Origin of the sequence: Actinoplanes sp. CA-051413 (assembly GCF_050955795.1) — a bacterium.
GTDB lineage: Bacteria > Actinomycetota > Actinomycetes > Mycobacteriales > Micromonosporaceae > Actinoplanes.
In genome coordinates, this window is record NZ_CP192100.1 from 7,318,327 (window position 1) to 7,340,058 (window position 21,732).

Here is a 21,732-nt window from a genome sequence, read left to right on the forward strand (position 1 = left end):
CCGCGACCTCTCCTCAGGCGGCGAGGGCCTGCGACGCGAGCTGGGGCACCGAGGAACCGGCGATGATCTCGGCCGCGGCCTGACCGCAGGCGCGGGTGGCGCCGTAGGTGGCCAGGTGCACCCCGCCGCTCACCGCGACCGGCACACCCATCTCCACCACGATCGCGTCCGGGCGTACCGCCAGCGTGTCGCGCAGGGCGTCGGCGATCCACGGGTGCCGGTGCGCGTCGCGGACCACCAGGACCAGCGGGCGACCGCCGGCTCCGGCCAGGACCGGGGCGGCCGGATCGCTCACGCCGGCGAGGTCCTCGGCGCTGAGCCGGATCGAGGTGGTGCCGGGCAGCAGGTTGCCCAGCGGCGCCCCCACTCCCCACGGCGTCTCGGCGCCGATGGCGATGTTGCGGGCCGGCGCGAACTCGACCACGTGCGGCGCGCAGCTCAGCGGCAGCTCCGGGGCGGCCGCGCCGGTGGTGACCTTGACCGCGCGCCGGGCGGCGGCCTGGCCGACGGCCGAGCCGCCGATGACGGCGACCTCGTGCGCGGCGGCGCCGGCGACCTCCGCGACGGCGCGGGCGCCGATCGCGGTCTGCGTCTCCAGCGTCCAGGTGGCCAGCTTGCGAACCCGGGCGGCGGCGTCGCGCAGGCGCTCCTCGCTCAGCTCACCGCTGCGCACAGCGGCGACGATGGCGTCCCGCAGGCGGATCGCGGTGTGCTCGTCGGCGTGGTCGCCGCCGACACAGATGGCGTCGGCCCCGGCGGCCAGCGCCCGTACGGTGGCGCCTTCGAGCCCGTAGGTGCGGCGTACGCCCTGCATCTCGATGCCGTCGGTGACGATCAGGCCCTGGAAGCCGAGCTCCTCGCGCAGCAGGCCGGTGAGGATGCGCCGGCTCAGCGTCGCGGGCAGCTCCGGGTCGTACGCGGGTACCAGCAGGTGCCCGGTCATGACCGACTGCACGCCGGCGGCGATGGCGGCCTTGAACGGCACCAGCTCCACCTCGGCGAGCCGCTCCCGGCTGCGGTCGATCACCGGTACGGCGTGGTGCGAGTCGACGGCGGTGTCCCCGTGGCCCGGGAAGTGCTTGGCGCAGGCGGCGACGCCGGCCTCCTGCAGGCCACTGATCCAGGCCGCGCCGTGGCGGGCCACGAGACCGGGCTCGGCGCCGAACGCGCGTACCCCGATGATCGGGTTGTCCGGGTTGCTGTTGACGTCGGTGTCCGGGGCGTAGTCGAGCGTGATGCCCGCGTGGGCCAGCTCGAGGCCGAGGTCCCGGGCGACGGCGTGGGTCAGCTCGGCGTCGTCGATCGCGCCCAGGCCCAGGTTGCCGGGGCGGGAGCTGCCGTGCCGCGACTCGAAGCGGGTGACGTCACCGGCCTCCTCGTCGATGGCCACGATGACGTCCGGGCGTTCCGCGCGCAGCTGGGCGGTCAGGGCCGCGACCTGTGCGGGTGTCTCGACGTTGCGGGCGAACAGGGCGACGCCGCCCAGTCCGTCCGCGAGCCAGCGACGGACCCAGTCGGGCACAGCGGTGCCTTCGAACCCGGGCTGTAACACCGTCGCGGCGAGAACTGGCAATTCGCCATGATTCGGCATGTGTCCGCGTACCTCCGGTGACGACGAATACGCGCTCAGCGAGCACGTCCCCCAACGTGATCGGCCGACAACCGTCATGGGCGCGGCGACGACCTATGGTCACCCACTTCAGCCCTTTAGTCAACAAACCTTTCTATTAAGCGAACTTAAAGTGTTTCGCCGCTTGCTCGCCTCGCTAAGCTTCCTGCGTGCGGACACAGTGGGCGACGCCCGTCCTGGCAGCCTCCGGCGTGGACTGGTCCGAGGTGCACGCGGTGCGCCTGCTCGGCGTCGCCCTCGGGGCCCTGATCCTGCTCTGGGCCATCCGCCGGATGTTCGGCGGCAAATAACCGGGGTATCCGCCCGGTATGCGAATCGGATACTTCCTGTCCAGCGAGGAATACACCCCCGCGGAGCTCATCGAGCAGGCCAAGGGCGCCGAGCGCGCCGGCTTCTCCGCCCTGTGGATCTCCGACCACTACCACCCCTGGGTCGACGCCCAGGGGCAGAGCGCGTTCGTCTGGTCCACCATCGGTGCCCTCAGCCAGGCCTGCTCCCTGCCCATCACCACCGCGGTCACCTGCCCGACCGTGCGCATCCATCCCGCCGTGATCGCCCAGGCCGCCGCGACCAGCGCGGTGCTGACCGGCGGGAAGTTCCGGCTCGGCATCGGCACCGGCGAGGCCCTCAACGAGCACATCTTCGGCGACGCCTGGCCCGAGGCCGACGTGCGGCTGGAGATGCTGGAAGAGGCCGTCGAGATCATGCGCGAGCTGTGGAAGGGCGGCACGGTGTCGCACCGCGGCAAGCACTACACCGTGGAGAACGCCCGGGTCTACACGCTGCCGGAGAAGCCGGTGGAGATCCTGGTGTCCGGCTTCGGCCCCAAGGCGATCTCGGTGGCGGCGCGCGTCGGCGAGGGCTACATCAGCACGATGCCCGACGGCGAGATGGTCCAGCAGTTCCGCTCCCAGGGCGGCGGCGACCGTACCTGTCAGGCCGGTTTCAAGGCTGCGTTCGCCACCAGCGAGGAGGAGGGCGCGCGGATCGCGTACGAGAAGTGGCCGAACGCCGGCGTGCCCGGCGAGCTCTCCCAGGTCCTGCCCTCGCCCAAGCATTTCGAGCAGGCCTCGGAGCTCGTCACCCAGGACATGATCAAGGAGGCCTTCGTCTGCGGCAACGACCCGGCGGCCCACCTGGAGATGATCGACAAGTACGCCCAGGCCGGCTTCGACGAGGTCTACGTGGCCAACACCGGCCCGCACTACCAGGGCCTGTTCGATCTCTACGCCGAGCACATCCTGCCCAAGCACTCGTAGCGTTTGGCTGTCACACCCGTGGGGCACAATGGCCGCTCGATGAAGCTACCGATCTACGGCCCGCGCCTGCGCAAGGTCGCCCGCAAGCATTTCGGGTGGCCCGGCCTGCGCCCCGGCCAGTTCAAGCCCATGCGGGCCGTGCTGCGCCGCCGCGACGCCCTCGTCGTCCTGCCCACCGGCGCCGGCAAGTCGGCGATCTACCAGATCCCGGCGGTCCTGCTGCCCGGGCCGACAGTGGTGATCTCACCGCTGCTGGCCCTGCAGCAGGACCAGATCGCCGCCCTCAACGAGCGGGACGACGCCGCCGTGCGCGCCGTACGGGTCAGCTCGGCCGAGACCCCCAACCAGCAGCGTGAGGCGATCCGGGAGATCCGGGAGGGCCGCGCCGAGTTCCTCTTCATCACCCCGGAGCAGCTGGCCAACCCGGAACGGCTGGCCGAGGTCCGGGCCCTGCGGCCGGGCCTGGTCGCGATCGACGAGGCGCACTGCATCTCCGCCTGGGGCCACGACTTCCGCCCGGAATACCTCTCCCTCGGGCATCTGATCAAGGGCATCGGCCGGCCGCCGGTGCTGGCGCTGACCGCCACCGCCTCGCCGCCGGTCCGCGACGACATCATCGCCCGGCTGCACCTGAACAAGCCCGAGATCCACGTCTCCGGCCTGGACCGGCGCAACCTGTTCCTCGAGGTCGCGTACTGTCCGGACGAGGCCTACCGGTGGCGCCGGCTCACCGCGCTGCTGGACGAGACCGAGCGGCCGGGGATCGTCTACGTCGCCACCCGGCGCGCGGCCGAGGAGCTCGCCGAGCGCCTGACCCAGGCCGGCTACAGCGCCACGTTCTATCACGGCGGGATGGCCGGCGGCGCCCGCGAGCAGGCCCACGAGGACTTCCTCGCCGACAAGGTCGACGTCATGGTGGCCACGTCGGCGTTCGGCATGGGCATCGACAAGCCCAACATCCGCTGGGTCGCGCACGTCGCCCTGCCCGACTCCCCGGACAGCTACTTCCAGGAGATCGGCCGGATGGGCCGCGACGGCGAGCCGAGCCGGGCGCTGCTGCTGTGGCGGGCCGAGGACGAGGCGATCCAGCGCTTCTTCACCGGCGGCTCGCCCGAGGTGGCCGAGATCCGCGAGCTGGCCGCCGCCCTGCGGGCCGGACCGGCCACCAAGACCGCACTGAAGGAGAAGACCGGCCTCGGGCCGCGCAAGCTGGGTCAGCTGCTGAGCCTGCTGGAGCAGGTCGGCGCGGCGGTCGCCGGCAGCGGCAACAAGTGGACGGTCCCGGTCTTCGCCCCGCTGCCGGCCGCGGCGGCCGAGGCCGCCGTCGCCGAGCACGAGCGCCAGCAGGTCGTGCAGCGCTCCCGCACCGACATGATGCGCGCGTACGCGCAGAGCAACGCGTGTCGCTCCCAGACCCTGCTGGCCTACTTCGGCGAGGATCTCGCCGAGCGTTGCGGGCACTGCGACAACTGCGCCGAGGGCGTGGCCGAGGAGACCGAGGAGGAGACCGGCGACGAGCCGTTCGCCGTGCACAGCACGGTGCGGCACGCCGAGTGGGGTCCCGGCATGGTGATGGGGTACGAGGAGGATCGCATGACCGTGCTCTTCGACGAGGTCGGCTACAAGACCCTCTCGGTGCCGGTCGTCCAGGAGCACGCGCTGCTGGTCGTTGAGAAGAAGAAGTGAGTGAGGATCCCATGACCGACGAACCGTTGTACGCCACATTCGGCTTCACCGACGCCGAGTGGGGGCTGCTGGTCGGCCTTCCGCAGTCGGTGCTGACCGCCGCGAGCGTGGCGACGCACGACAGTGCCCGTAAGACCCGGGCCGAGACGGCTGCCGGTCTCGACCAGATCTCCGACGCGCGGGCCTCGGCCAGCCGGCTGGTCACCGCGATCGCCACGGCGGTCCTGGACCAGACCGGCGACCCGGACCGGGGCGAGGAGCTGCCGGCCATCGAGCCGGCCGACCCGATGGGCTACGGCCAGGACGTGGTGAACCGCGCCGCCGAGGCGTCCGCGCTGCTGACCGCCAAGGCCGACCCCGCGGACGCGGAGACGTACAAGCACTGGCTGGTGGAGATCGCCGAGAGCGTGGTCGGTGCGGCCTCGTCCGGTGGTGTGCTGGGCATCGGCGGCGACGTCGTGACCGACAACGAGCGTGCCTTCCGCGACGCCCTGGCCAAGGCCCTGGCCGACTGATTCCCGGCCCGGGGCCGCGCCGGAGACCTGGTGACCGGCGGGGCCCTGGGCCGGCCCGCGTCGCGGTGGGATGCTCAGTTCATGGTGGTCGACGAGTCCGCGTGGGCGCGGCCGGCGGTGGCGCTGCGGCCGTACGTCGCGCACTACTCCGGCTGGCGGCAGAGCGGGGTGCCGCCGGTGACCCATCGGGGTCTGCCCTCGCCGTACCTGACGCTTGTGCTCACCCTCGACGATCCGCTGGTCGTGACCGCCCACCCGGACGGCCGCCAGGCGCCGGGCCGCTATGACGCCCTGCTCGGCGGCCTGCACCTGGCCCCCGCCCTGATCGCCCACGGCGGCCGGCAGTCCGGTGTCCAGGTGGCCGTGCATCCGCTCGGCTGCCGCACCCTGTTCGGCCTGCCCGCGGGCGAGCTGGCCGGCCTGGACCTCGACCTCGCCGACGTGCTCGGCGGCCTCGGTGTCGAGCGGCTGCGGGCCCGGCTGCTGGCCGCGCGCAGCTGGCCCGATCGCTTCGCGGCCCTGGACGCCGCCCTGCTGGCCCGGGCCCGGTGCCACGAGGCCGAGGTGCACCCCGACGTCTCGTATGCGTTCCGCCGGCTGCTGGCCACCGGCGGCCGGCTACCGGTCCGGGACCTGGCCGGCGAGGTCGGCTGGAGCCCGCGCCACCTGACCGACCGGTTCCGGGTCGAGACCGGCCTCGGGCTCAAGGAGGCCGCCCGGGTGGTCCGCTTCGACCGGGCCCGGCGCCGGCTGACCCCGGGCACGCCGCTGGCCCGGCTGGCCGCCGACACCGGCTTCTACGACCAGGCGCACCTGGCCCGCGAGTTCCGGTCCCTGGCCGGCTGCTCACCGTCGCGGTGGCTCGCCGACGAGTTCACTTTCGTCCAAGACCCTCCGCGGTCCGGAGCGCAGGATGAGGGGCATGACTGATCCGAAGACCCCACCACCGCAGGTGTGGCCCACCCTGCGAGCCCGGGACGCCCGGGCCCTGATCCGCTTCCTCGTCGACGCCTTCGGCTTCGTGGAGGTCGCCGTCTACGGCGAGGGCGACCAGGTCGCGCACGCCGAGCTGGCCTGGCCCCCGGGCGGCGGCATCATGCTCGGCTCGCACCGTGACGACCCGGACGACCCGTGGGCGCTGCGGCCGGGCACCTTCGGCGCGTACGTGGTCACCGACGACCCGGACGGCCTGCACGACCGGGCCGTGAAGGCCGGGGCGACCGTGACCCGCGAGCTGAACGTGACCGACTACGGCTCGCGGGAGTTCGGCGTCCGCGACCCGGAGGGCAACCTGTGGTCGTTCGGCACCTACCGCGGCGAGCCGGTGCCGGCGGCGTAGCGCAGCACGACCGCGCCACCGTCGAACGGCCTGCTCTCCACCAGCCGCAGCGCCCGCCCGGCGGTGGCATGGTCGAACAGTCCCGGCCCCTCCCCCAGCACCACCGGGTGCACCGCGAGCAGCAGTTCGTCGACGAGGCCGTCCGCGTCGAGCAGCGGGCCGAGCGTGGCGGGCCCGGCGGAGAGCACGATCCGGCCGTCCAGCGCGCGCAGGCCGGCGACCAGGTCACCGCTGAGGGCGCCGGGCCGGGACCGGGAGAAGACGACCTTGCGCATCCCGGCCAGGAGCTGCGCGAACTCCCAGTCGGCCGGTCCGAGCTCAGCCACGTCGTCGGGCAGCTCCCCGCGGGCGACGGTCTCCCACCAGGGCACGATGGCGTCGTACATGACCCGGCTCATCGCCCAGGTGTCGGCCTGCCGGAAGAAGCCGTTGAGGTAGGCGGACTCGGGCGCGCCCCACGGGAACGGCTCCCAGAACTACCCGTCCGCCCCGGCGATGCGCCCGTCCAGCGTGGACTGCATGTGCACGACGATGCTCCGCATCCCGGCAGCCTATTGCTGTCCGCCGAGCAGACCCCGGGCATAGGCCGCCGCGACCGCCGCCGCGCGGTCGCGGACGCCGAGCTTCGCGTACGCGTGCAGCAGATGCGTCTTCACCGTCGCCTCGCTGATGAACAGGCGGCTCGCGGTCTCCCGGTTGGAGCAGCCCTGCGCGATCAGGCCCAGCACCTCCAGCTCGCGCTGGCTCAGCTCCTCGCGGGCCGGGGAGCGCAACTCGCCCATCAACCGCCCGGCCACGGCCGGGGACAGCACCGACTCTCCGCGGTACGCCGCCGACACCGCCCGGAACAGCTCCTCCCGGGGTACGTCCTTGAGCAGGTAACCGGTCGCACCGGCCTTGATCGCCGGCAGGACGTCGCTGTCCGTGTCGTACGTGGTCAGCACCAGCACCCGGGCCGGCACGCCCTGTTCGCGCAGCGCCCGGATGGCCGTCACGCCGTCCATGCCCGGCATCCGCAGGTCCATCAGCACCACGTCCGGCTGGACCGCCCGGGCCACCGCCAGCGCCTCGTTGCCGTCGGCCGCCTCGCCCAGCACCCGGAAGCGCTCGTCACCGGCGAACATGCCGCGCAGGCCGTCGCGGACCACCGGATGGTCGTCGACGATCAGCAGACCGATCATGCGGCGGCCGCCCCGTGCAGCGCCGGTACGCAGGCCGAGATCGCCGTGCCCGCGCCCGGTTCCGACTCCACCTCCAGGGTGCCCGCGATCCGCCGTACCCGTTCCCGCATGGCCGTCAGGCCGTAGCCGCCGTCGTATCCCTGCGCGCGGCCGTGCGCCGGGTCGAAGCCGGCGCCGTCGTCGCGGACGTCCAGCGTCACCACGTCCTCCATGTAGGACAGGGTCAGCGCTACCCGGTCCGCGTCCGCGTGCCGGGCCACGTTGGCCAGCGCCTCCTGGGCGGTGCGCAGCAGGGTCGCCTCGATCTCCGGCAGCAGCGGCCGCGCGGTGCCGGTGGTGATCAGCTGGGCGGCCACCCCGTGGCGGGCCGCCCAGCCGTCGACCACCTCACCCAGCGCCTCCGGCAGGGCCGCCTGCGCGAGGGGCTGCGGGCGCAGCGCCTGCACCGAGCGGCGGGCCTCGGTGAGGCTGTCGCGGGCCAGCTGCTTCGCGGTGTCCAGGTGCCGGCGCCGGTCGCTCTCCCGGCCGGCCGCCTGGTCGGCCGCCTCGAGCTGGGTGACGATGCCGGTCAGCCCCTGGGCCAGCACGTCGTGGATCTCCCCGGCCATCCGCTGGCGCTCGTCCAGGACGCCGGCCTCGCGGGCCTGCACCAGCAGTTGCTCGTGCAGTCCGGCGTTCTCGCTCAGCGCCCCGGCCAGCTTGTCGTTGGCCTCGGTGAGCTGGCGCAGCATCTCGGCCCGGCGGGTCGCGTGGTCGGTGTTCGTGATGGACAGGTGGGTCATCGTCACCGCGATGCTGATGTTGAACGCCAGCAGGATGACGAAGGCGAGCCAGATGCGCGCCGTGGTGAGGTTGCCGAAGCCGCCGACCTGCGAGATCGCCGTGCAGCAGGCGACCGCGGCCGCGCCGGCCAGGCGCCACCGGCCGCGCAGGCTGGAGACCGCGTACAGGTAGCCGGTCCAGGCGAAGAAGCCGTAGATCGGGTGACACCACACCAGCAGCACGATCAGCACCAGCAGGCCGGCGAAGAACACGGCCCCGGGTCGCGTCCGTCCTTGCCACTGGGGATGCAGCGTGACCATCCAGAGCAGCCAGGCGGCCGTGACCGCCACGACCGCGAAGGTGGTCGGCAGTCCCTGCCGGGGCAGGCCGAGGTCGCCGGCCACGACCACCATCACGGTCGAGCCGAGCAGCGCCGCGTACGGCAGCAGCAGCAACCGCCGATCGGCCCGGCGCTGCCGCATCTCCAGCCGCTTCACCTCGGACATCGCTCTCACTCCCAGCGGAACAGTCTGGCCGCCGCCAGCCCGAACACCAGCATGTACGCCACCAGCACGGTAAGCGATCCCCAGGCCGGCCACTGCCCGCTCATCGCGTCCTGCACCGCCCGCTCGCCCGCACCCAGCGGCGTCAGGTCCGCGATCCGCCGCAGCAGCTCGGGGAACACCTCGCGCGGCGTCCACAGCCCGGCGAAGAACATGAGCGGGAAGAACAGCAGCGTGCTGATGGTGTTGGCCGCCTTGCCCCCGGGTGCCACCGCAGCCACGAACAGCCCGATGGCGAACGCGGCACCGGCGGTGGCCAGGAAGGCGACCGCGAAACCGGCGCCCTGCCGCGGCAGCGCCACGTCGAAGACCAGCTGGCCGACCAGCAGCAGCAGGACCACCGAGCCGATCGCCGTGAGCAGGCTCATCACCAGCTGGGCGCCGAGCAGCGCGACGGGCCGGGCCGGGGTGGTGGCGAGCCGGCGCAGAATGCCCCGCTCCCGGTACGTGGCCAGCACCATCGGCGCCACCTGCAACGCGAGCGAGGCCAGGGTCAGGATGATCGCGATGGCCACGTACAGGTCGACCACGCGCAGGCCGCCGAGGTCCGCGCTCGGCTCCCGGAACGGCGGTACGCAACCGAGGATGACCACCAGCAGCGACGGGAACACGAAGATCCAGAACAGCTGCATCGGTTCGCGCAGCAGCAACCGGAACTCGGACCGGGTCAGTTTGACGAAGACATGCATCAGAACGGCTCCCCCGTGCTGGCGCGCCCGGTCAGCCGGACGAACGCGTCGTCCAGGCTGGCCTGCTCGACGCGCAGGTCGTTGGCGATGATCCGGTGCGCGGCCAGGGCCGCCGTGACGGCGTGCAGCACGTTGCCCTCGCCGATCACCTCGAGCTGGGTGCCGTACCGGCGGACCTCGCGGACCTCGGCCAGGCCGGTGAGCACGCTGTCGTCCAGCGGTACGGACGGCCGGAAGCGGATCCGCTGCTCGGCCGAGACCCGGGCGACCAGCCCGGCGGGGGTGTCCAGGGCCACGACCGCGCCCGCGTCGATCAGGGCGACCCGGTCGCAGAGCCGCTCGGCCTCCTCCATGAAGTGGGTGACCAGCAGCACCGTGACCCCGCGGTCGCGGACGGACTCGACCAGCTCCCAGGTGTCCCGCCGGGCCTGCGGGTCCAGGCCGGTGGTGAGCTCGTCCAGGATCGCGATGGCCGGGTTGCCGATCAGGGCCAGCGCGATGGACAGGCGCTGCTTCTGCCCGCCGGAGAGCTTGCCGTAGCGGGTCGTGAGCTTGCTGCCGAGACCGAGCTCGTCGGCGAGGCGGCGCCAGTCGGCGGGCTCGGGGTAGAACGCGGCGTACAGCTCCAGGGCCTCGCCGGCGGTCATCTTCTCGGCGAGCTGGCTCTCCTGCAGCTGCACGCCGACCAGCCGGCGCAGCTCAGGGTCGCGCGGATCACGATCCAGCACGGTGATCGTGCCGGCGTCGGGGGTCCGCAGCCCGGCGATCGACTCGACGGTGGTGGTCTTGCCGGCGCCGTTGGGGCCCAGGACGCCGAAGATCTCACCGCGCTCGACGATGAACGACACGTCCCGGACCGCCACGGTGTCGCCGTAGCGTTTCTGCAGGTGGTCGACGGTGATGACTGTCATGAGCCCAGCGTCGCAGCGGACGCCGGGCGGCGAATCGACCAGCTCGCGAGTCCACCGGTCAACCGATCGGTGGACCCCGGGCTACACCGTCGCCTCGGCGCCCGTCTCGCTGGGCTTGCGGCCGGAGACCGCTGCGTACACCGAGCCGACCTGCGCGGCGACCCGCTTCCACGAGTACGCCTGGCGGGCCCGGTCCAGCGCCGCCGTCGCGTACGCGAAGCGCCGTACCTTGTCGTTGACCAGCCGGCGCAGCGCGCCGCCCAGCGCCCGCGGGTCGCGGGCCGGGATCAGGTCACCGGTGAGGCCGTCGACGACGGTCTCGTTGATGCCGCCGACCGAGGTGCCGATCACCGGCACGCCGCAGGCCATCGCCTCCAGCGGGGCCAGCTCGAACTGCTCCTGCCACGGCGCGGCGACCAGCAGGTCGGCCGAGCGGTACCAGCGGGGCATGTCGGCGCTGGGCACGCTGCCGACCAGCCGCACCCGGTCGGCCACCTGGTAGTGCTCGGCCAGCGCACGCAGCTTCTTGGCCTGGGGGTCGGTGGCGAGCTGGGCCGCGGACGGGCCGCCGACCACGACGTACTCGGCGCCGGGGAGATAGCGCATGGCCTGGATGACGTCGCCGTAGCCCTTGCGCTCGACCAGCCGGCCGACGGAGAGGATGCGGGGACGTTCCGGGTCGCGCTCGACCGCGGGGCCCTCCGGGGTGAACCGATCGCTGTCGACGCCGGCGGGCACCACGGTCAGCTGGGTGCGCGGCACGCCGATGCGGACGAGACCGCGTGCCTCGTTCTGGGTCTGGGCGACGACCCGGTCGACCGCCCGGCCGAGCGCGCGCTCGTAGCCGGCCCGGGTGGCTCCGCCGCCGGCCGGTCCGGCCTCGCCGAGCTCGTGGAACGACTGGACGACCGGGATGCCGACCTGGCGGGCGGCGGTGACAGCGGCCAGGCCGCTGGTCCAGAAGTGGGCGTGGGCGACCTCGGGCAGCCAGTCCGTGTCGCGCCACTCGGTGCGCAGCCACTGGGCGAAATCGCCCATGTGGGACAGCAGCTGCTCGGGCGGCAGGGCCAGTGCGGGGCCGGCCGGCACGTGCACGACCTGCACGCCCTCGCTCATCTTCACGATGGCGGGCAGGTGCGGGTCGTCGCGGCGGGTGTAGACGCGCACCTCGTGGCCCTGCTCGGCCAGGGCAGCGGACAGCTCGGCTACGTGGCGCTGCTGAACGCCGGTGGTGTCGCGCGTGGTCAGCGGGCTCGCGTGCTCGGAGATCATCGCGATACGCACGGGGTCCTCCTCCAACAGCTTGATTCCGGGAGAAAGACCGGAGTTGAGGCTGTGATACGCGGCGAGACATGCCCGTCACTCAGAAGCGTAAACATGCGGAGTGCGGGTACGAGTGCCTCGTGGCTATCGTCAAGCGTACCGTCCAGGCTTCTCCGGAGCGGGTCTTCGCCGTGCTGGCGGACGGGTGGACCTACAGCGACTGGGTTGTCGGCACGGTGCACATCAGAGACGTGGACGAGCACTGGCCCCAGGTCGGTGCCGAGTTGCACCACAAGGCCGGACCGTGGCCGCTGTCACTGCAGGACAGCTCGACGGTGCTGGCCATGGTGCCGGACCGGCTGCTGAAGCTGCGGGCGGGCCTGTGGCCGCTCGGCTCGGCGGTCGTGGAGATCGTGCTGGACCCGGTGGCCGAGGGCGGCACCCGGGTCACCATGAAAGAGGACTTCGAGGCCGGGCCGCTGCTGTTCGTCCGCAACAAGCTCAACGACCTGGTGCTGCACCGGCGCAACATCGAGTCGCTGCGCCGGCTGACCGACATCGTGCTGCGCTCGGCCAGCAAGGGGGCCGAGGCATGAGTCAGGTCGTGGTCATCGCCGGTGCGAGTGCCGGGGTCGGGCGGGCGGTCACCGCGGCGTACGCGGCCCGCGGCGCCAAGCTCGCCCTGATCGCCCGCGGCCGGGCCGGGCTCGAGGGCGCCTCGCTGGAGGCCCGCGCCGCCGGTGCCGCCGACGTGCGCACGTTCCAGGTCGACGTGGCCGACGCCGAGGCGGTGCAGGAGGTCGCCGACGAGGTCGTGCGCGCCTGGGGCGGCATCGACGTCTGGATCAACGACGCGATGGTCTCGGTCTTCGCCCCGGCCTGGGAGGTCACGCCGGCCGAGTACAAGCGGGTTACCGAGGTCAACTTCCTGGGCACGGTGCACGGCACGCTCGCGGCGCTGCGGCACATGCGCCCGGCCGGGCGCGGTGCGATTGTGCAGATCGGCTCCGCGCTGGCCTACCGGGGCATCCCGCTGCAGGCGCCGTACTGCGCCACCAAGCACGCCATCCAGGGTTTCAACGACTCGCTGCGGGCCGAGCTGCTGCACGACGGCAACCGGGTGAAGCTGTCGATGGTGCAGCTGCCGGCGGTCAACACCCCGCAGTTCTCCTGGGTGCGGACCCGGCTGCCCCGGCACCCGCAGCCCGTCCCGCCGATCTACCAGCCGGAGGTGGTGGCCCGGGCAGTGCTCTGGGTGGCCGACCACGGCAAACGCGAGATCAACGTCGGCGGCCCGACCCTGAAGACCCGGCTGGGCAACATCGTCGCGCCGGGCCTGCTCGACCGGTACCTGTCGCGCGACAAGCAGGGCTACGAGGGCCAGCAGACCGCCGACCCGATCGACCTGGCCACCTGGCAGGACAACGTCGACAAGCCGGCCGACGAGGAACGCGACCACGGCGCCCACGGCGTCTTCGACGACCAGTCCCGGACCAGCTCGTTCGCCCTGTGGGCGGCGATGCACAAGCCGCTGGTCGCGGGCGTCGTCAGCGCCGGGCTGGGTGCGGCAGCGGCGGCCCTGGTGCGCCGCCGCTGACCGGTCAGCGGTAGATGGCTTTGTGGGCGGTGCTGATCGCGGCCTCGTAGAGCCGGCCGGTCAGCGCGCGGTCGCGGGCCAGCGCCGCCCGGGCCGCGTTGGCCCCCGGCGCGCCGTGCACGCCGCCGCCCGGGTGCGCCGAGGCGCTGGCCAGGAACAGCCGGTCCACCGGGGTGTCCGGCCGGCCCAGCCCGGGGATCGGGCGCAGGAAGAGCTGCTGGAAGGCGGCTGCCGTGCCGCCGCCCAGGGCCCCGCCGACCAGTGACGGATCCTCCCGTTCCAGGTCGGCCGGGGAGAAGACGTTGCGCCCGACGACCAGCCGGCCGAAGCCGGGCGCCTGCGCTTCCAGCACGGCCTCCATGCGCTCGACGTGGGCGGCGATGTCCTCGGCGGCCCACTTCTTGCGATGCGGCAGATGGGTGTACGCCCACACCGACTCGGTGCCCTCCGGCGAGTGCGACGGGTCCGCGGTGGTCATCTGCCCCAGCAGCAGGAACGGGTCCGGCGGCATCTCGTCGACGGCCAGGAGGGCCGCGTACCGGGTCAGGCCGTTCAGGTCCGCACCCAGATGCACCGTTCCCGAGCCGGCGGCGGCCGGGTTCTTCCAGGGGATCTTGCCGTTGACCGCCCAGTCGACCTTGACGGTGGCGCCGTCCCAGCGGAAGAACTCCAGGTCCTCCTGGAACCGCGAGGGCAGCCACCGCGAGCCGACCATGTCCAGGTACAGCGCCGGGGCCGGTACGTCGGCCAGCACGGCCCGGCGGGCGCGCCAGTTGCGGCCGTCCGCCGTGCGTACCCCCATCGCCTTGCCCCGCGCGACCAGGATGCGCGTCACCGGGGTGTCGTAGGTGATCCGCCCGCCGCGCGACTCCAGGCGCGCGACCAGCGCGGACGTGATCTGCTGGGCGCCACCGACCGGGACCGGCCAGCCGTACTCCTGGCCGAGCATGGCCAGCAGCCAGCCGTAGACGCCGCCGCCCGCGTCCTCCGGTGACAGGTCCGTGTGCAGGGCGCAGCCGGCCAGGGCGAGCTGGGCGCCCTCGCCCTCGAACAGCTCGGCGCCCAGCTGGCGGACGGACAGCACGAGCCGCCGGGCCAGCCGCAGCGCGCCGCCGACCTTGAGCTGGCGGGCCAGTTCCAGCCCGGAACGCACCGGCGGGAACGGCGTGAAGAGGACGTCGAGCATCTGCTTGGAGACGTTCCGCCAGTCGTCGTACGCGTGCAGCCACCGCTCCCCGTCCCCGGGGGCGAACTGCTCCATCGAGGCCATGGTGGTCTCGACGTCGCGGTTGACGGTGGCCGCCCGGCCGTCCGGCAGCAGGTGGGTCAGCACGTCGGGGGCGTTGGTCCAGCTCAGCCCGTGGTCGCCGAGCTCGAGCCCGCGCATCACCGGCGAGGCGTAGCCCAGCGGGTAGAACGAGCTGAACAGGTCGCTCAGGTAGCCCGGGGCCGTCACGTAGCCGGAGCGCACCGCGCCGCCGGGATGCGGCGTGGCCTCCAGCACCTCGACACTCCAGCCGGCGTCGGCCAGCAGGTTCGCGGCCACCAGCCCGTTGTGTCCCGCTCCGATGACTATCGCGTCCGCACGTTCCACGTCACCCGCCGCCTCTCGTCGCGCTCGCCGTACCCGTTCGAGTTTGTCGCAAACAAGGCGCGGGTAGTGCTGTGTGTGCATGGCGTGACGGATGAGGAGCCCCACCATGACTGCCGTTGACGCCCGTACCGAAGCGACTCCCCTGCCCACCCGCTTCCGCCAGCTGCGTTGGTCGACCTGGCGCGGAGTGCTGTGGCGCAGCGCCAACGGCTACCTCGACGACGACTGCGGTGACCTCGCCGCCGCCCTGACCTACAACGCGGTGCTGGCCATCTTTCCGGTCGGCATCGTCGTGGTGGCGCTGGTCAACCTGGTCACCGACGGCCGCACGGCGGTCAACACGATCATCGGCATCCTGGAGGACCTGGGGGCCGGTTCCATCGTCGCCGACCAGAGCCTGCGGGACGTGCTCGACGCCATCATCGTGCAGCAGAGCTCGGCCAAGGTGCTGCTGGGCTTCGGTCTGCTCGGCGCCCTGTGGTCGGCGTCGAACTACGTCGGCGTCTTCACCCGCGCGTCGAACCGGATCTACGGGGTGCGCGAGGGCCGGGCGTGGTGGAAGCTGCGCCCGCTGCAGATCGGCCTGAGCGCCATCGCCCTCGTCCTGATGGCCACAGTGGCCGCGGGCCTGGTGATCAGCGGCCCGCTGGTGGACGCGGTCGGCAACGCCCTGCACGCCGGCGAGGCGGCCAAGCTCACGTACTCGATCGGCCGCTGGCCGGTGCTGGTGCTGATCCTGATGCTGCTGCTCTCGCTGCTGTTCTGGATCGCGCCCAACGTCAAGCAGCCCCGCTTCCGCTGGCTCACGCTCGGCGGCGTGGTGGCGTTGCTGGCCTGGGCCGTCGCCACCTTCGGCTTCGGCCTGTACGTGGCCAACTTCGCCTCCTACGACAAGACGTACGGCAGCCTCGGCGCCGTCATCGCCTTCCTGGTGTGGCTGTACCTGTCCAACTCCGCCCTGATGCTCGGCGTCGAGATCAACGCCGAGGTGCAGCGCGGCCGGCAGCTCCAGGCCGGCAACGAGGACTCGGATCCGCCGCTGCCGCCCCGTGAGGAACCCGACGACACGGTTTAGCCGTTCCGAGGCCGGGCACGTTTCCTGGAGACGGTCCGCGAGAGCGACCCGGGCACCACAGCAAGGCGGGGCAACAAAACTGAAGGGGAATCACCGTGAGTACAGTCACCGAGTCCGTTGACGTCAACGTCCCGGTAAACACCGCGTACAACCAGTGGACCCAGTTCGAGGAGTTCCCTCGCTTCATGGGCGGCGTCGAGGAGATCAAGCAGCTCGACGCCACCACCACGCACTGGAAGACCAACATCGACGGGGTCAAGCGGGAGTTCGACGCGAAGATCACCGAGCAGCTGCCCGACGAGCGGGTGGCCTGGACCTCGATCGAAGGCTCCAAGCAGGCCGGCGTCGTGACCTTCCACCGGCTCAGCGACACCACCACCCGCGTCACCTGCCAGATGGACTTCGAGCCGCAGGGCGTGGCGGAGACGGCCGGCGACAAGCTCGGCTTCCTCGACCGCCAAGTCAAGGGCGACATGAAGCGCTTCAAGGAGTACATCGAGCAGCGCGGCACCGAGTCCGGCGCCTGGCGCGGCCAGGTGGACCGCCCGGGAGCATGATCGCGTGACAAACGGAACGGCCGCCGGCTCACCGGCGGCCGTTTCGCCGTCCCGGACCCCGGGTACGCCACAGCCATGACTGATCGCGAAGACGGCGTGTGGCGGGACGAGGAGAAGACCTCGGTGAAGGACCTCAGCGAGGCGATGGCCAGCTGGGACACCGACGGCCAGGGCGACCCGACGGACAACGACGCCGGCGAGGAACAGGCTTTCGGCCACGGAGCCCAGGTGACGACGGAGAACGAAGCGGGCCAGACGGACCCGGACCGCGAATACCGGCCCAGCACCACCGGCCGCAGCGGGCCACACTAGTTTCTGGCTCTTCGCGGGGGTTCAGCCCCAGACGGTGACGCTGCCTACCTCGGTGCCGACGTTCATCGTGTAGCGGTCCGGGGCTTCGGGCCAGGTTGCCGGGGCCAGGACCGTGTTGGCCGGGGCTCGGGTTCGGCCCGCCCACGGGACGGCGACCAGGCCTGCGCCGCCTCGGAGGTGCAGGCGGAGCGGCGTACCCGGGGGAAGCGCGACCGCCACCTCGCCCACACCGCCGGCCACGATGATCGGGACCGTGCCGCGGGGCGCCGGGAGGCGCATGCTGACCAGGCCGGTGCCGGAGCCGAGTTCCAGGCGGCGCAGCCGGCCGGCCGACAGGTCCAGGTGTTGTTCGCCGGCGCCCGCCGGGAGGCGGATGTCCCAGCTCACCGCCCGGTTCAGCAGGATCTCCACGGTGTCCGGGCCGTCGGCGCCGGTCGGGCGCAGGCCCAGCCGGACCCGGCCGTGGGTGCCGGTGACCGCCGGCGCGAGGCCCGAATCGGCCGGTGTGCTGATCCGGTAGAGCAGGCCCGGCAGGTCCGCGAGGCGGACCTCGACCCGCGACGCCGCGTCCCGGACGATCAGAAACGCACCCGTACGGCCGTGCAACGCGCCCGCCAGCACGTGCTCCTGCGGGCCGTCCGCGGCCGGCATCTGCCGGGCGCCCAACGTCGTCACGGGAGCGCAACCGGCCCCGAAAAGGCCCACGATCATGGCGGCGAGCAGCGCGAACACGGGTCGCAGACCGACCGTGGACCGACGATGACGCTGCGCAGTAGGCACCATCGGACAACCCGAGATCGGCCGAAAGGGTGACGGTGAAGCACCCAAATCGGGCCACAATATCCGGATGCGTTCAGCCGGTTTTCTGTCCGAGCGTCAGCGCCGCCTCGCGTGGGTGGGTTTTCTGCTCGCCGCGTTCCAGGCCCCTGCCGCCGCCCAGCTCATCGACGACGCCTCCTGGCTCTTCGCCGTGGTGGTCGCTCTGCTCGTTGCCGCTGTGATCATCGCCGACGACACCCAGCGTCGCCGGCCCACGACGGAGTAGTCCCCGGACCTCTCCGCGTCACCACCCGGAGTCCCGAGCCCAGCGGGCTCGGGACCTTTCACGCGTGGGCCCGTCAGCGGGCCTCGTGGCCTTCGCGCCCCCGGGTGCGACGGCGTTCCTTCAGCTCGGCCTCGTAGAGGTGGCGCCGGCCGCCGGCCAGTTCGTCCCGGGCGTCCTTCTCCAGCGCGCGGAACTCGGCGTAGTAGCCGTCGTCGAACTCCTCGACGAGCTGGAACGTCCAGTGCCCCGGCACGACGTTGCGCCCGATCAGCTCCTGCGCGATCCGTTCCGCCAGCTTCGGCTGCCCGGCCTGCACAAAGAGCGAGACGGCCTCGTCGAGCTTGAAATCGGCCTCGCCGACCAGCTGGTGCAGCGAATACAGGTGCCCGCGCACCCGCTCGACCGTCTCCAGGGCCTCGCTGAGCTTGCCCAGCGCCTCCACCGTGACGTCGTCCACTCCGTCGGGCCGCCGGTGCTCGCTGTCCGGGCCGTCCACCATCCGTGCCTCCCTGGGCCTCTGGGTCCGGTTCAAGCTTTCCCCACCGGCGCGAGTTCAACCGAGCTGCACCGATCGGGGACACCGTTGGCTACCCCGCGATCCCTACCTTTGCATCTTATGAATGGCCTGTTCAGCGGCGCTGCCGCCCGTGCTGCCCAGCGTTCCGCCCACACCTGCCTCGAGGAGCTGACGGCCTCCGTCGGCGCCGACGGCCTCGATGCCGCGACGCAGTCCCCGGGGTTGCTCGCCACCATCGACCAGCACGCCGCGGGCATCCGCGACAGCTTGTCGTCGGACGTCCGCCCGCTGACGGCGGTCATCCTCGCCGCCTACGCGGAAGGTGTCCGCGACGCGGCGTTCAAGCACGGCTGGCGCCCGCCGGCCGGCCCGATCGACTGGACCGAGAACGACTGGGTGCTCAACCGCCTGCTGGCGGTCTGCTCGCTCGCCCGTACCCTGCCCTGACCTTTCGCTGACAGGCCACACCGACCATTCGGGGCCGGTACCGGATCACCCCGGTACCGGCCCCCTCTCATGTCCGCCGTCAGCTGTTCGGTTTGTCGTCCCGGCGTACCCGGATGACCTGGGTCTTCTCGCCGTCGGCGGGGGTGCTCTGCTGGGGCAGCGCCTGGCGCAGCTCATTGCGGGAGATCACGACCGTGCTGTCCGAATCGGCACCCGTGCCGCCCGGCCGGCCGGTGACATCCGCCGTCGTCTCCGCGTCGTCGTCCCCCGAACCCGAGGCATCCGCGCCGTCGCTGTCTTTCGCCGGTGCTTCCCCGCTGGTCGCGTCGGCGCTCTCAGCCGGCCGGTCCGGGTCTGCCTCTCCGGCGGCCGCGGATTTCGGCTCGGACTCGCCAGCCACCTGCGGCGAGCCGGCTGCCGACGCCGAGACAGCTCCGGAAGTGTCCTCTCCCGGCTTCTCTCCCACGCCCCGCGCATCATCCGACCGAGCTGCGGTGTCGGTGCCGTCCTCCGGCCGGCTACCGGAGCTGCCGGCGTCGGCGTCTTCTTCCGCCTGGCCGGCCGCATGCGAAGCGGTGTCAGTGCCGTCCTCCGGCTGACCAGCCGCGTCGCGATGCAACCAGGTCGTCGTCTCAGCCGTCTCCACCGGCTCCGGGTCGTCGAAGCCGGGCACCACATGCGGCCGATCATCACTACCCGGCCAAGGCCGCTGCATAGGAATGACCTGCGTCTTCTCCGCCGCCGCAGCCGCCGCCGCCCGCTCCCGCGCAGCCTCCTCAGCCGCCCGGGCAGCCTCCTCGGCCGCCAGAGCCGCAGCCTCAGCCGCCCGCGCCTCGGCCTCGACCGCCTCGGCCCGCGCCGCCTCAGCCGCCGCATCCTCCCGCTTCCGCCGCTCAGCCTCTTCGACCCGCGCCTGCTCAGCCAGCCGCGCCTGCTCAGCCGCCAACGCCGCCGCCTTCCGCGACGCCTCCTCCTCGGCCGCCTTCTTCTCGGCCTCGACCCGCGCCCGCTCGTCCGCATAACTGCGGGCGTGTTCCCGGATCGCCGCCGATTCCGCGCTGGCCCGCTCCAGCCAGACTTCCCAGCGCCGCTGCATCGGGCGGATCAGTCCGCCGCCGACACCCACGATGACCACCCCGGCCACGGTCGCCAGCACCGCGATCAGCACCGGCTGGGTCACCGCCGTCGCGATCTGCACCTGCTCCAGCGCCGCGATGACCCCCAGGGCCACGATCAACCAGTACGCCACCTGCGCCAGCACCCGCCCGTACGCGAGACCGCCGAGCGCGCTGCCGATCAGGTCCCGCACCGCCCCGCCGATCGCCGCGGCCACGACGATGATCACGATGGCCACGAAGGCCCGGGGCAGCCAGCCGATCAGCGCGGTGAGCAGGTCGCTGACCGCGTTCGGGCCCCAGATGCCGAAGGCCAGCTGGAGCGCGAAGAGCAGCACCGCGTAGAACGCGATCTTGGCGCAGAGGTCGCTGGGCTCGACGCGGCCACCCAGCGCCTTGCCGATCGCGCCGCGTTCGACGGCCCGGTCGAAGCCGATCCGGCGCAGGGTCTTGACCACCACCGTGCGGACCAGCCGGGCCAGTACGTAGCCGATGAGCAGGATGGCGAGGAAGGCCAGCGCCGTCGGTACGAACAACAACACGGAACGCCACATGTCGCTCAACGCATCGCTCAGATCGGCGCCGCTCATCTGCTCTCCCTGGAAGGTGTCAGCGGCCGGTGTCGATGCGGCCTGCGCCGACCATAGGTCGCCGGACCCCGATCCGCACCGTCAGCGAGAGGTGAAGCTCAGGAGCAGGGGCTGCCGTCGATCGCGCAGGCGCCCGGCAGGGCGGACAGCAGACCGGCCACCTGGAACGAGAAGGTGACCGCGCCGCCCGCGGGCACGGTCGGCTCCCCGTCCGGCGTGAACGTCACCGTCTCGCCGTCCTGCGCGACCGAGGCGCCGGTGGCGGTCACTGCGTTGCCGCCGGGCACGGTCAGGGTCACCCGCCAGCCGGTCACGTCGCGGGAGCCCGGGTTCTCGATGCGGACCGTTCCCGCGTACCCCAGGAGACCGTCCTCGGCCGGGTCCACGACGTGGCTGATCGTCGCGATCAGCGGCAGCGGCGGGGCGACGGCCGGCTGCGTCGCGGCCGGTTCCGTCGGCGCCGCCGTGGCTGCCGGCGGCGGATTCCAGGGGTCGGGCACGCCGGGCAGAGTCACGGCGTCGGGCAGTGGACGGTCGGTCTCCGAGGTGCCGGTGGTGGTCGCCGCGGTCGTGTTGCTCGTCGCGGTGGGGCCGGTGGTGCGCGCGGCGACCGGTTCGGAGCCGGGCAGTGCGGGGTCGAGCGGCGGTAGCCCGTCGGTGGGCACGTCGGACGGCGCGGTGCCCTGCGCCCGGGTGCGGGGTGCGTCCGCGGAGCCGCCGAGCGCGGCATAGCCCAGACCGGCGCCGGCCAGGATGGCGACGGCCGCGGCGGCGAGGATCGCGGTCTGAGTCCGGCGGCGCGGCTGCTGTCGAATGTGCGACACGATCGGCGCCGGGGTGACCGGCGGCGGTGACGGAACGAGAGCAGCCGGCTCGGCCGGGTGCAATTCATCGATGTACGGCGGCACGGGATCGAATTGCTGCAGCTCAGCGACGTATCCCATGACGCCGCGGCTGGGCCGGGGCCGCGGGTTCTCGCTCACCGCGGGACTATAAGCGAGTCAAGATCGGATGAGCCAAGCCCAATTTCCGTACGGCCGGACTACGCACCGTGAGATCACGCTCGATCGGGTCACGGACGGCAC

Annotated in this window: 25 protein-coding genes; 13 read left to right on the forward strand and 12 right to left on the reverse strand. The window is 72.5% G+C overall.

All coding sequences use genetic code 11. The features are described from left to right. Nucleotides 1–13: 13 nt before the first annotated feature. Nucleotides 14–1,591 carry a glycoside hydrolase family 3 protein gene (locus ACQP2Y_RS34440; RefSeq protein WP_433720106.1) on the reverse strand — a complete coding sequence of 526 codons (1,578 nt, stop codon included), beginning with the start codon at nucleotides 1,589–1,591 and terminating at the stop codon, nucleotides 14–16. Nucleotides 1,592–1,779: 188 nt separating this feature from the next. On the opposite strand from ACQP2Y_RS34440, the gene ACQP2Y_RS34445 reads away from it, so the two are divergent. From ACQP2Y_RS34445 to ACQP2Y_RS34470, 6 genes are all read left to right on the forward strand, one after another. Next, nucleotides 1,780–1,920 (forward strand): hypothetical protein, encoded by a 141-nt coding sequence (locus ACQP2Y_RS34445; protein WP_433720108.1) that lies wholly within the window; start codon nucleotides 1,780–1,782, stop codon nucleotides 1,918–1,920. 18 nt (nucleotides 1,921–1,938) lie between these two features. After that, on the forward strand, nucleotides 1,939–2,889 hold the full coding sequence (locus tag ACQP2Y_RS34450) for a TIGR03557 family F420-dependent LLM class oxidoreductase (RefSeq protein WP_433720110.1): 951 nt from the start codon (nucleotides 1,939–1,941) through the stop codon (nucleotides 2,887–2,889). Between the two features lie 39 nt (nucleotides 2,890–2,928). Next, complete coding sequence (locus ACQP2Y_RS34455) at nucleotides 2,929–4,575, forward strand: RecQ family ATP-dependent DNA helicase (RefSeq protein ID WP_433720112.1); 1,647 nt, start codon at nucleotides 2,929–2,931, stop codon at nucleotides 4,573–4,575. Between the two features lie 11 nt (nucleotides 4,576–4,586). Further along, a complete protein-coding gene (locus tag ACQP2Y_RS34460; protein WP_433720114.1) occupies nucleotides 4,587–5,090 on the forward strand; it encodes a hypothetical protein in 504 nt (167 codons plus the stop codon). An 81-nt stretch (nucleotides 5,091–5,171) separates the two neighbouring features. After that, nucleotides 5,172–6,020: a helix-turn-helix domain-containing protein gene (locus ACQP2Y_RS34465; RefSeq protein ID WP_433720116.1), complete on the forward strand. Its 849-nt coding sequence runs from the start codon at nucleotides 5,172–5,174 to the stop codon at nucleotides 6,018–6,020. Further along, entirely contained in the window at nucleotides 6,013–6,429 is a 417-nt protein-coding gene (locus tag ACQP2Y_RS34470; protein ID WP_433720117.1) for a VOC family protein, read from the forward strand. Before ACQP2Y_RS34465 ends, ACQP2Y_RS34470 begins: the two co-directional genes overlap by 8 nt. Here ACQP2Y_RS34470 and ACQP2Y_RS34475 read toward each other — a convergent pair. The 6 genes from ACQP2Y_RS34475 to ACQP2Y_RS34500 form a co-directional block, all read right to left on the reverse strand. Then, entirely contained in the window at nucleotides 6,399–6,827 is a 429-nt protein-coding gene (locus ACQP2Y_RS34475) for a dihydrofolate reductase family protein (protein WP_433720118.1), read from the reverse strand. The two genes, ACQP2Y_RS34470 and ACQP2Y_RS34475, sit on opposite strands and share 31 nt — an antisense overlap. Before the next feature lie 153 nt (nucleotides 6,828–6,980). Then, complete coding sequence (locus tag ACQP2Y_RS34480) at nucleotides 6,981–7,610, reverse strand: response regulator (protein ID WP_433720120.1); 630 nt, start codon at nucleotides 7,608–7,610, stop codon at nucleotides 6,981–6,983. Continuing rightward, entirely contained in the window at nucleotides 7,607–8,878 is a 1,272-nt protein-coding gene (locus tag ACQP2Y_RS34485) for a histidine kinase (protein WP_433720121.1), read from the reverse strand. Before ACQP2Y_RS34485 ends, ACQP2Y_RS34480 begins: the two co-directional genes overlap by 4 nt. A gap of 5 nt (nucleotides 8,879–8,883) precedes the next feature. Further along, nucleotides 8,884–9,624 carry an ABC transporter permease gene (locus ACQP2Y_RS34490; protein WP_433720123.1) on the reverse strand — a complete coding sequence of 247 codons (741 nt, stop codon included), beginning with the start codon at nucleotides 9,622–9,624 and terminating at the stop codon, nucleotides 8,884–8,886. Continuing rightward, nucleotides 9,624–10,535: an ABC transporter ATP-binding protein gene (locus ACQP2Y_RS34495; protein ID WP_433720125.1), complete on the reverse strand. Its 912-nt coding sequence runs from the start codon at nucleotides 10,533–10,535 to the stop codon at nucleotides 9,624–9,626. Before ACQP2Y_RS34495 ends, ACQP2Y_RS34490 begins: the two co-directional genes overlap by 1 nt. Before the next feature lie 81 nt (nucleotides 10,536–10,616). After that, on the reverse strand, nucleotides 10,617–11,819 hold the full coding sequence (locus ACQP2Y_RS34500) for a glycosyltransferase (protein ID WP_433720127.1): 1,203 nt from the start codon (nucleotides 11,817–11,819) through the stop codon (nucleotides 10,617–10,619). A gap of 119 nt (nucleotides 11,820–11,938) precedes the next feature. On the opposite strand from ACQP2Y_RS34500, the gene ACQP2Y_RS34505 reads away from it, so the two are divergent. Both ACQP2Y_RS34505 and ACQP2Y_RS34510 read left to right on the forward strand, forming a co-directional pair. Beyond that, nucleotides 11,939–12,394, forward strand: coding sequence for an SRPBCC family protein (locus tag ACQP2Y_RS34505; protein ID WP_433720129.1), 456 nt, complete (start codon nucleotides 11,939–11,941; stop codon nucleotides 12,392–12,394). Beyond that, nucleotides 12,391–13,395, forward strand: a complete 1,005-nt coding sequence (locus ACQP2Y_RS34510) for an SDR family oxidoreductase (RefSeq protein WP_433720131.1) — start codon at nucleotides 12,391–12,393, stop codon at nucleotides 13,393–13,395. Before ACQP2Y_RS34505 ends, ACQP2Y_RS34510 begins: the two co-directional genes overlap by 4 nt. 4 nt (nucleotides 13,396–13,399) lie before the next feature. Here the strand turns inward: ACQP2Y_RS34510 and ACQP2Y_RS34515 are convergent, their stop codons facing one another. Beyond that, complete coding sequence (locus ACQP2Y_RS34515; protein ID WP_433720133.1) at nucleotides 13,400–14,989, reverse strand: phytoene desaturase family protein; 1,590 nt, start codon at nucleotides 14,987–14,989, stop codon at nucleotides 13,400–13,402. A gap of 106 nt (nucleotides 14,990–15,095) precedes the next feature. On the opposite strand from ACQP2Y_RS34515, the gene ACQP2Y_RS34520 reads away from it, so the two are divergent. From ACQP2Y_RS34520 to ACQP2Y_RS34530, 3 genes are all read left to right on the forward strand, one after another. Beyond that, nucleotides 15,096–16,064, forward strand: coding sequence for a YihY/virulence factor BrkB family protein (locus ACQP2Y_RS34520; protein ID WP_433720135.1), 969 nt, complete (start codon nucleotides 15,096–15,098; stop codon nucleotides 16,062–16,064). Nucleotides 16,065–16,159: 95 nt separating this feature from the next. Then, on the forward strand, nucleotides 16,160–16,621 hold the full coding sequence (locus ACQP2Y_RS34525) for an SRPBCC family protein (protein WP_433720137.1): 462 nt from the start codon (nucleotides 16,160–16,162) through the stop codon (nucleotides 16,619–16,621). A 75-nt stretch (nucleotides 16,622–16,696) separates the two neighbouring features. Beyond that, on the forward strand, nucleotides 16,697–16,933 hold the full coding sequence (locus tag ACQP2Y_RS34530) for a hypothetical protein (protein WP_360828712.1): 237 nt from the start codon (nucleotides 16,697–16,699) through the stop codon (nucleotides 16,931–16,933). A 21-nt stretch (nucleotides 16,934–16,954) separates the two neighbouring features. Here the strand turns inward: ACQP2Y_RS34530 and ACQP2Y_RS34535 are convergent, their stop codons facing one another. Further along, nucleotides 16,955–17,608 (reverse strand): hypothetical protein, encoded by a 654-nt coding sequence (locus ACQP2Y_RS34535; protein WP_433720139.1) that lies wholly within the window; start codon nucleotides 17,606–17,608, stop codon nucleotides 16,955–16,957. Between the two features lie 172 nt (nucleotides 17,609–17,780). Here ACQP2Y_RS34535 and ACQP2Y_RS34540 point away from each other — a divergent pair, with 172 nt between their 5' ends. Continuing rightward, on the forward strand, nucleotides 17,781–17,978 hold the full coding sequence (locus ACQP2Y_RS34540; RefSeq protein WP_212990676.1) for a hypothetical protein: 198 nt from the start codon (nucleotides 17,781–17,783) through the stop codon (nucleotides 17,976–17,978). A gap of 73 nt (nucleotides 17,979–18,051) precedes the next feature. Here the strand turns inward: ACQP2Y_RS34540 and ACQP2Y_RS34545 are convergent, their stop codons facing one another. Further along, entirely contained in the window at nucleotides 18,052–18,477 is a 426-nt protein-coding gene (locus tag ACQP2Y_RS34545) for a hypothetical protein (protein WP_433720140.1), read from the reverse strand. 117 nt (nucleotides 18,478–18,594) lie between these two features. Between ACQP2Y_RS34545 and ACQP2Y_RS34550 the strand changes: the two genes are divergently transcribed. Then, nucleotides 18,595–18,942 carry a DUF6401 family natural product biosynthesis protein gene (locus ACQP2Y_RS34550; RefSeq protein ID WP_433720142.1) on the forward strand — a complete coding sequence of 116 codons (348 nt, stop codon included), beginning with the start codon at nucleotides 18,595–18,597 and terminating at the stop codon, nucleotides 18,940–18,942. Between the two features lie 79 nt (nucleotides 18,943–19,021). Here the strand turns inward: ACQP2Y_RS34550 and ACQP2Y_RS34555 are convergent, their stop codons facing one another. Further along, on the reverse strand, nucleotides 19,022–20,647 hold the full coding sequence (locus tag ACQP2Y_RS34555) for a mechanosensitive ion channel family protein (protein WP_433720144.1): 1,626 nt from the start codon (nucleotides 20,645–20,647) through the stop codon (nucleotides 19,022–19,024). Between the two features lie 98 nt (nucleotides 20,648–20,745). Further along, on the reverse strand, nucleotides 20,746–21,630 hold the full coding sequence (locus tag ACQP2Y_RS34560; RefSeq protein ID WP_433720146.1) for a cellulose binding domain-containing protein: 885 nt from the start codon (nucleotides 21,628–21,630) through the stop codon (nucleotides 20,746–20,748). Nucleotides 21,631–21,732: the final 102 nt, after the last annotated feature.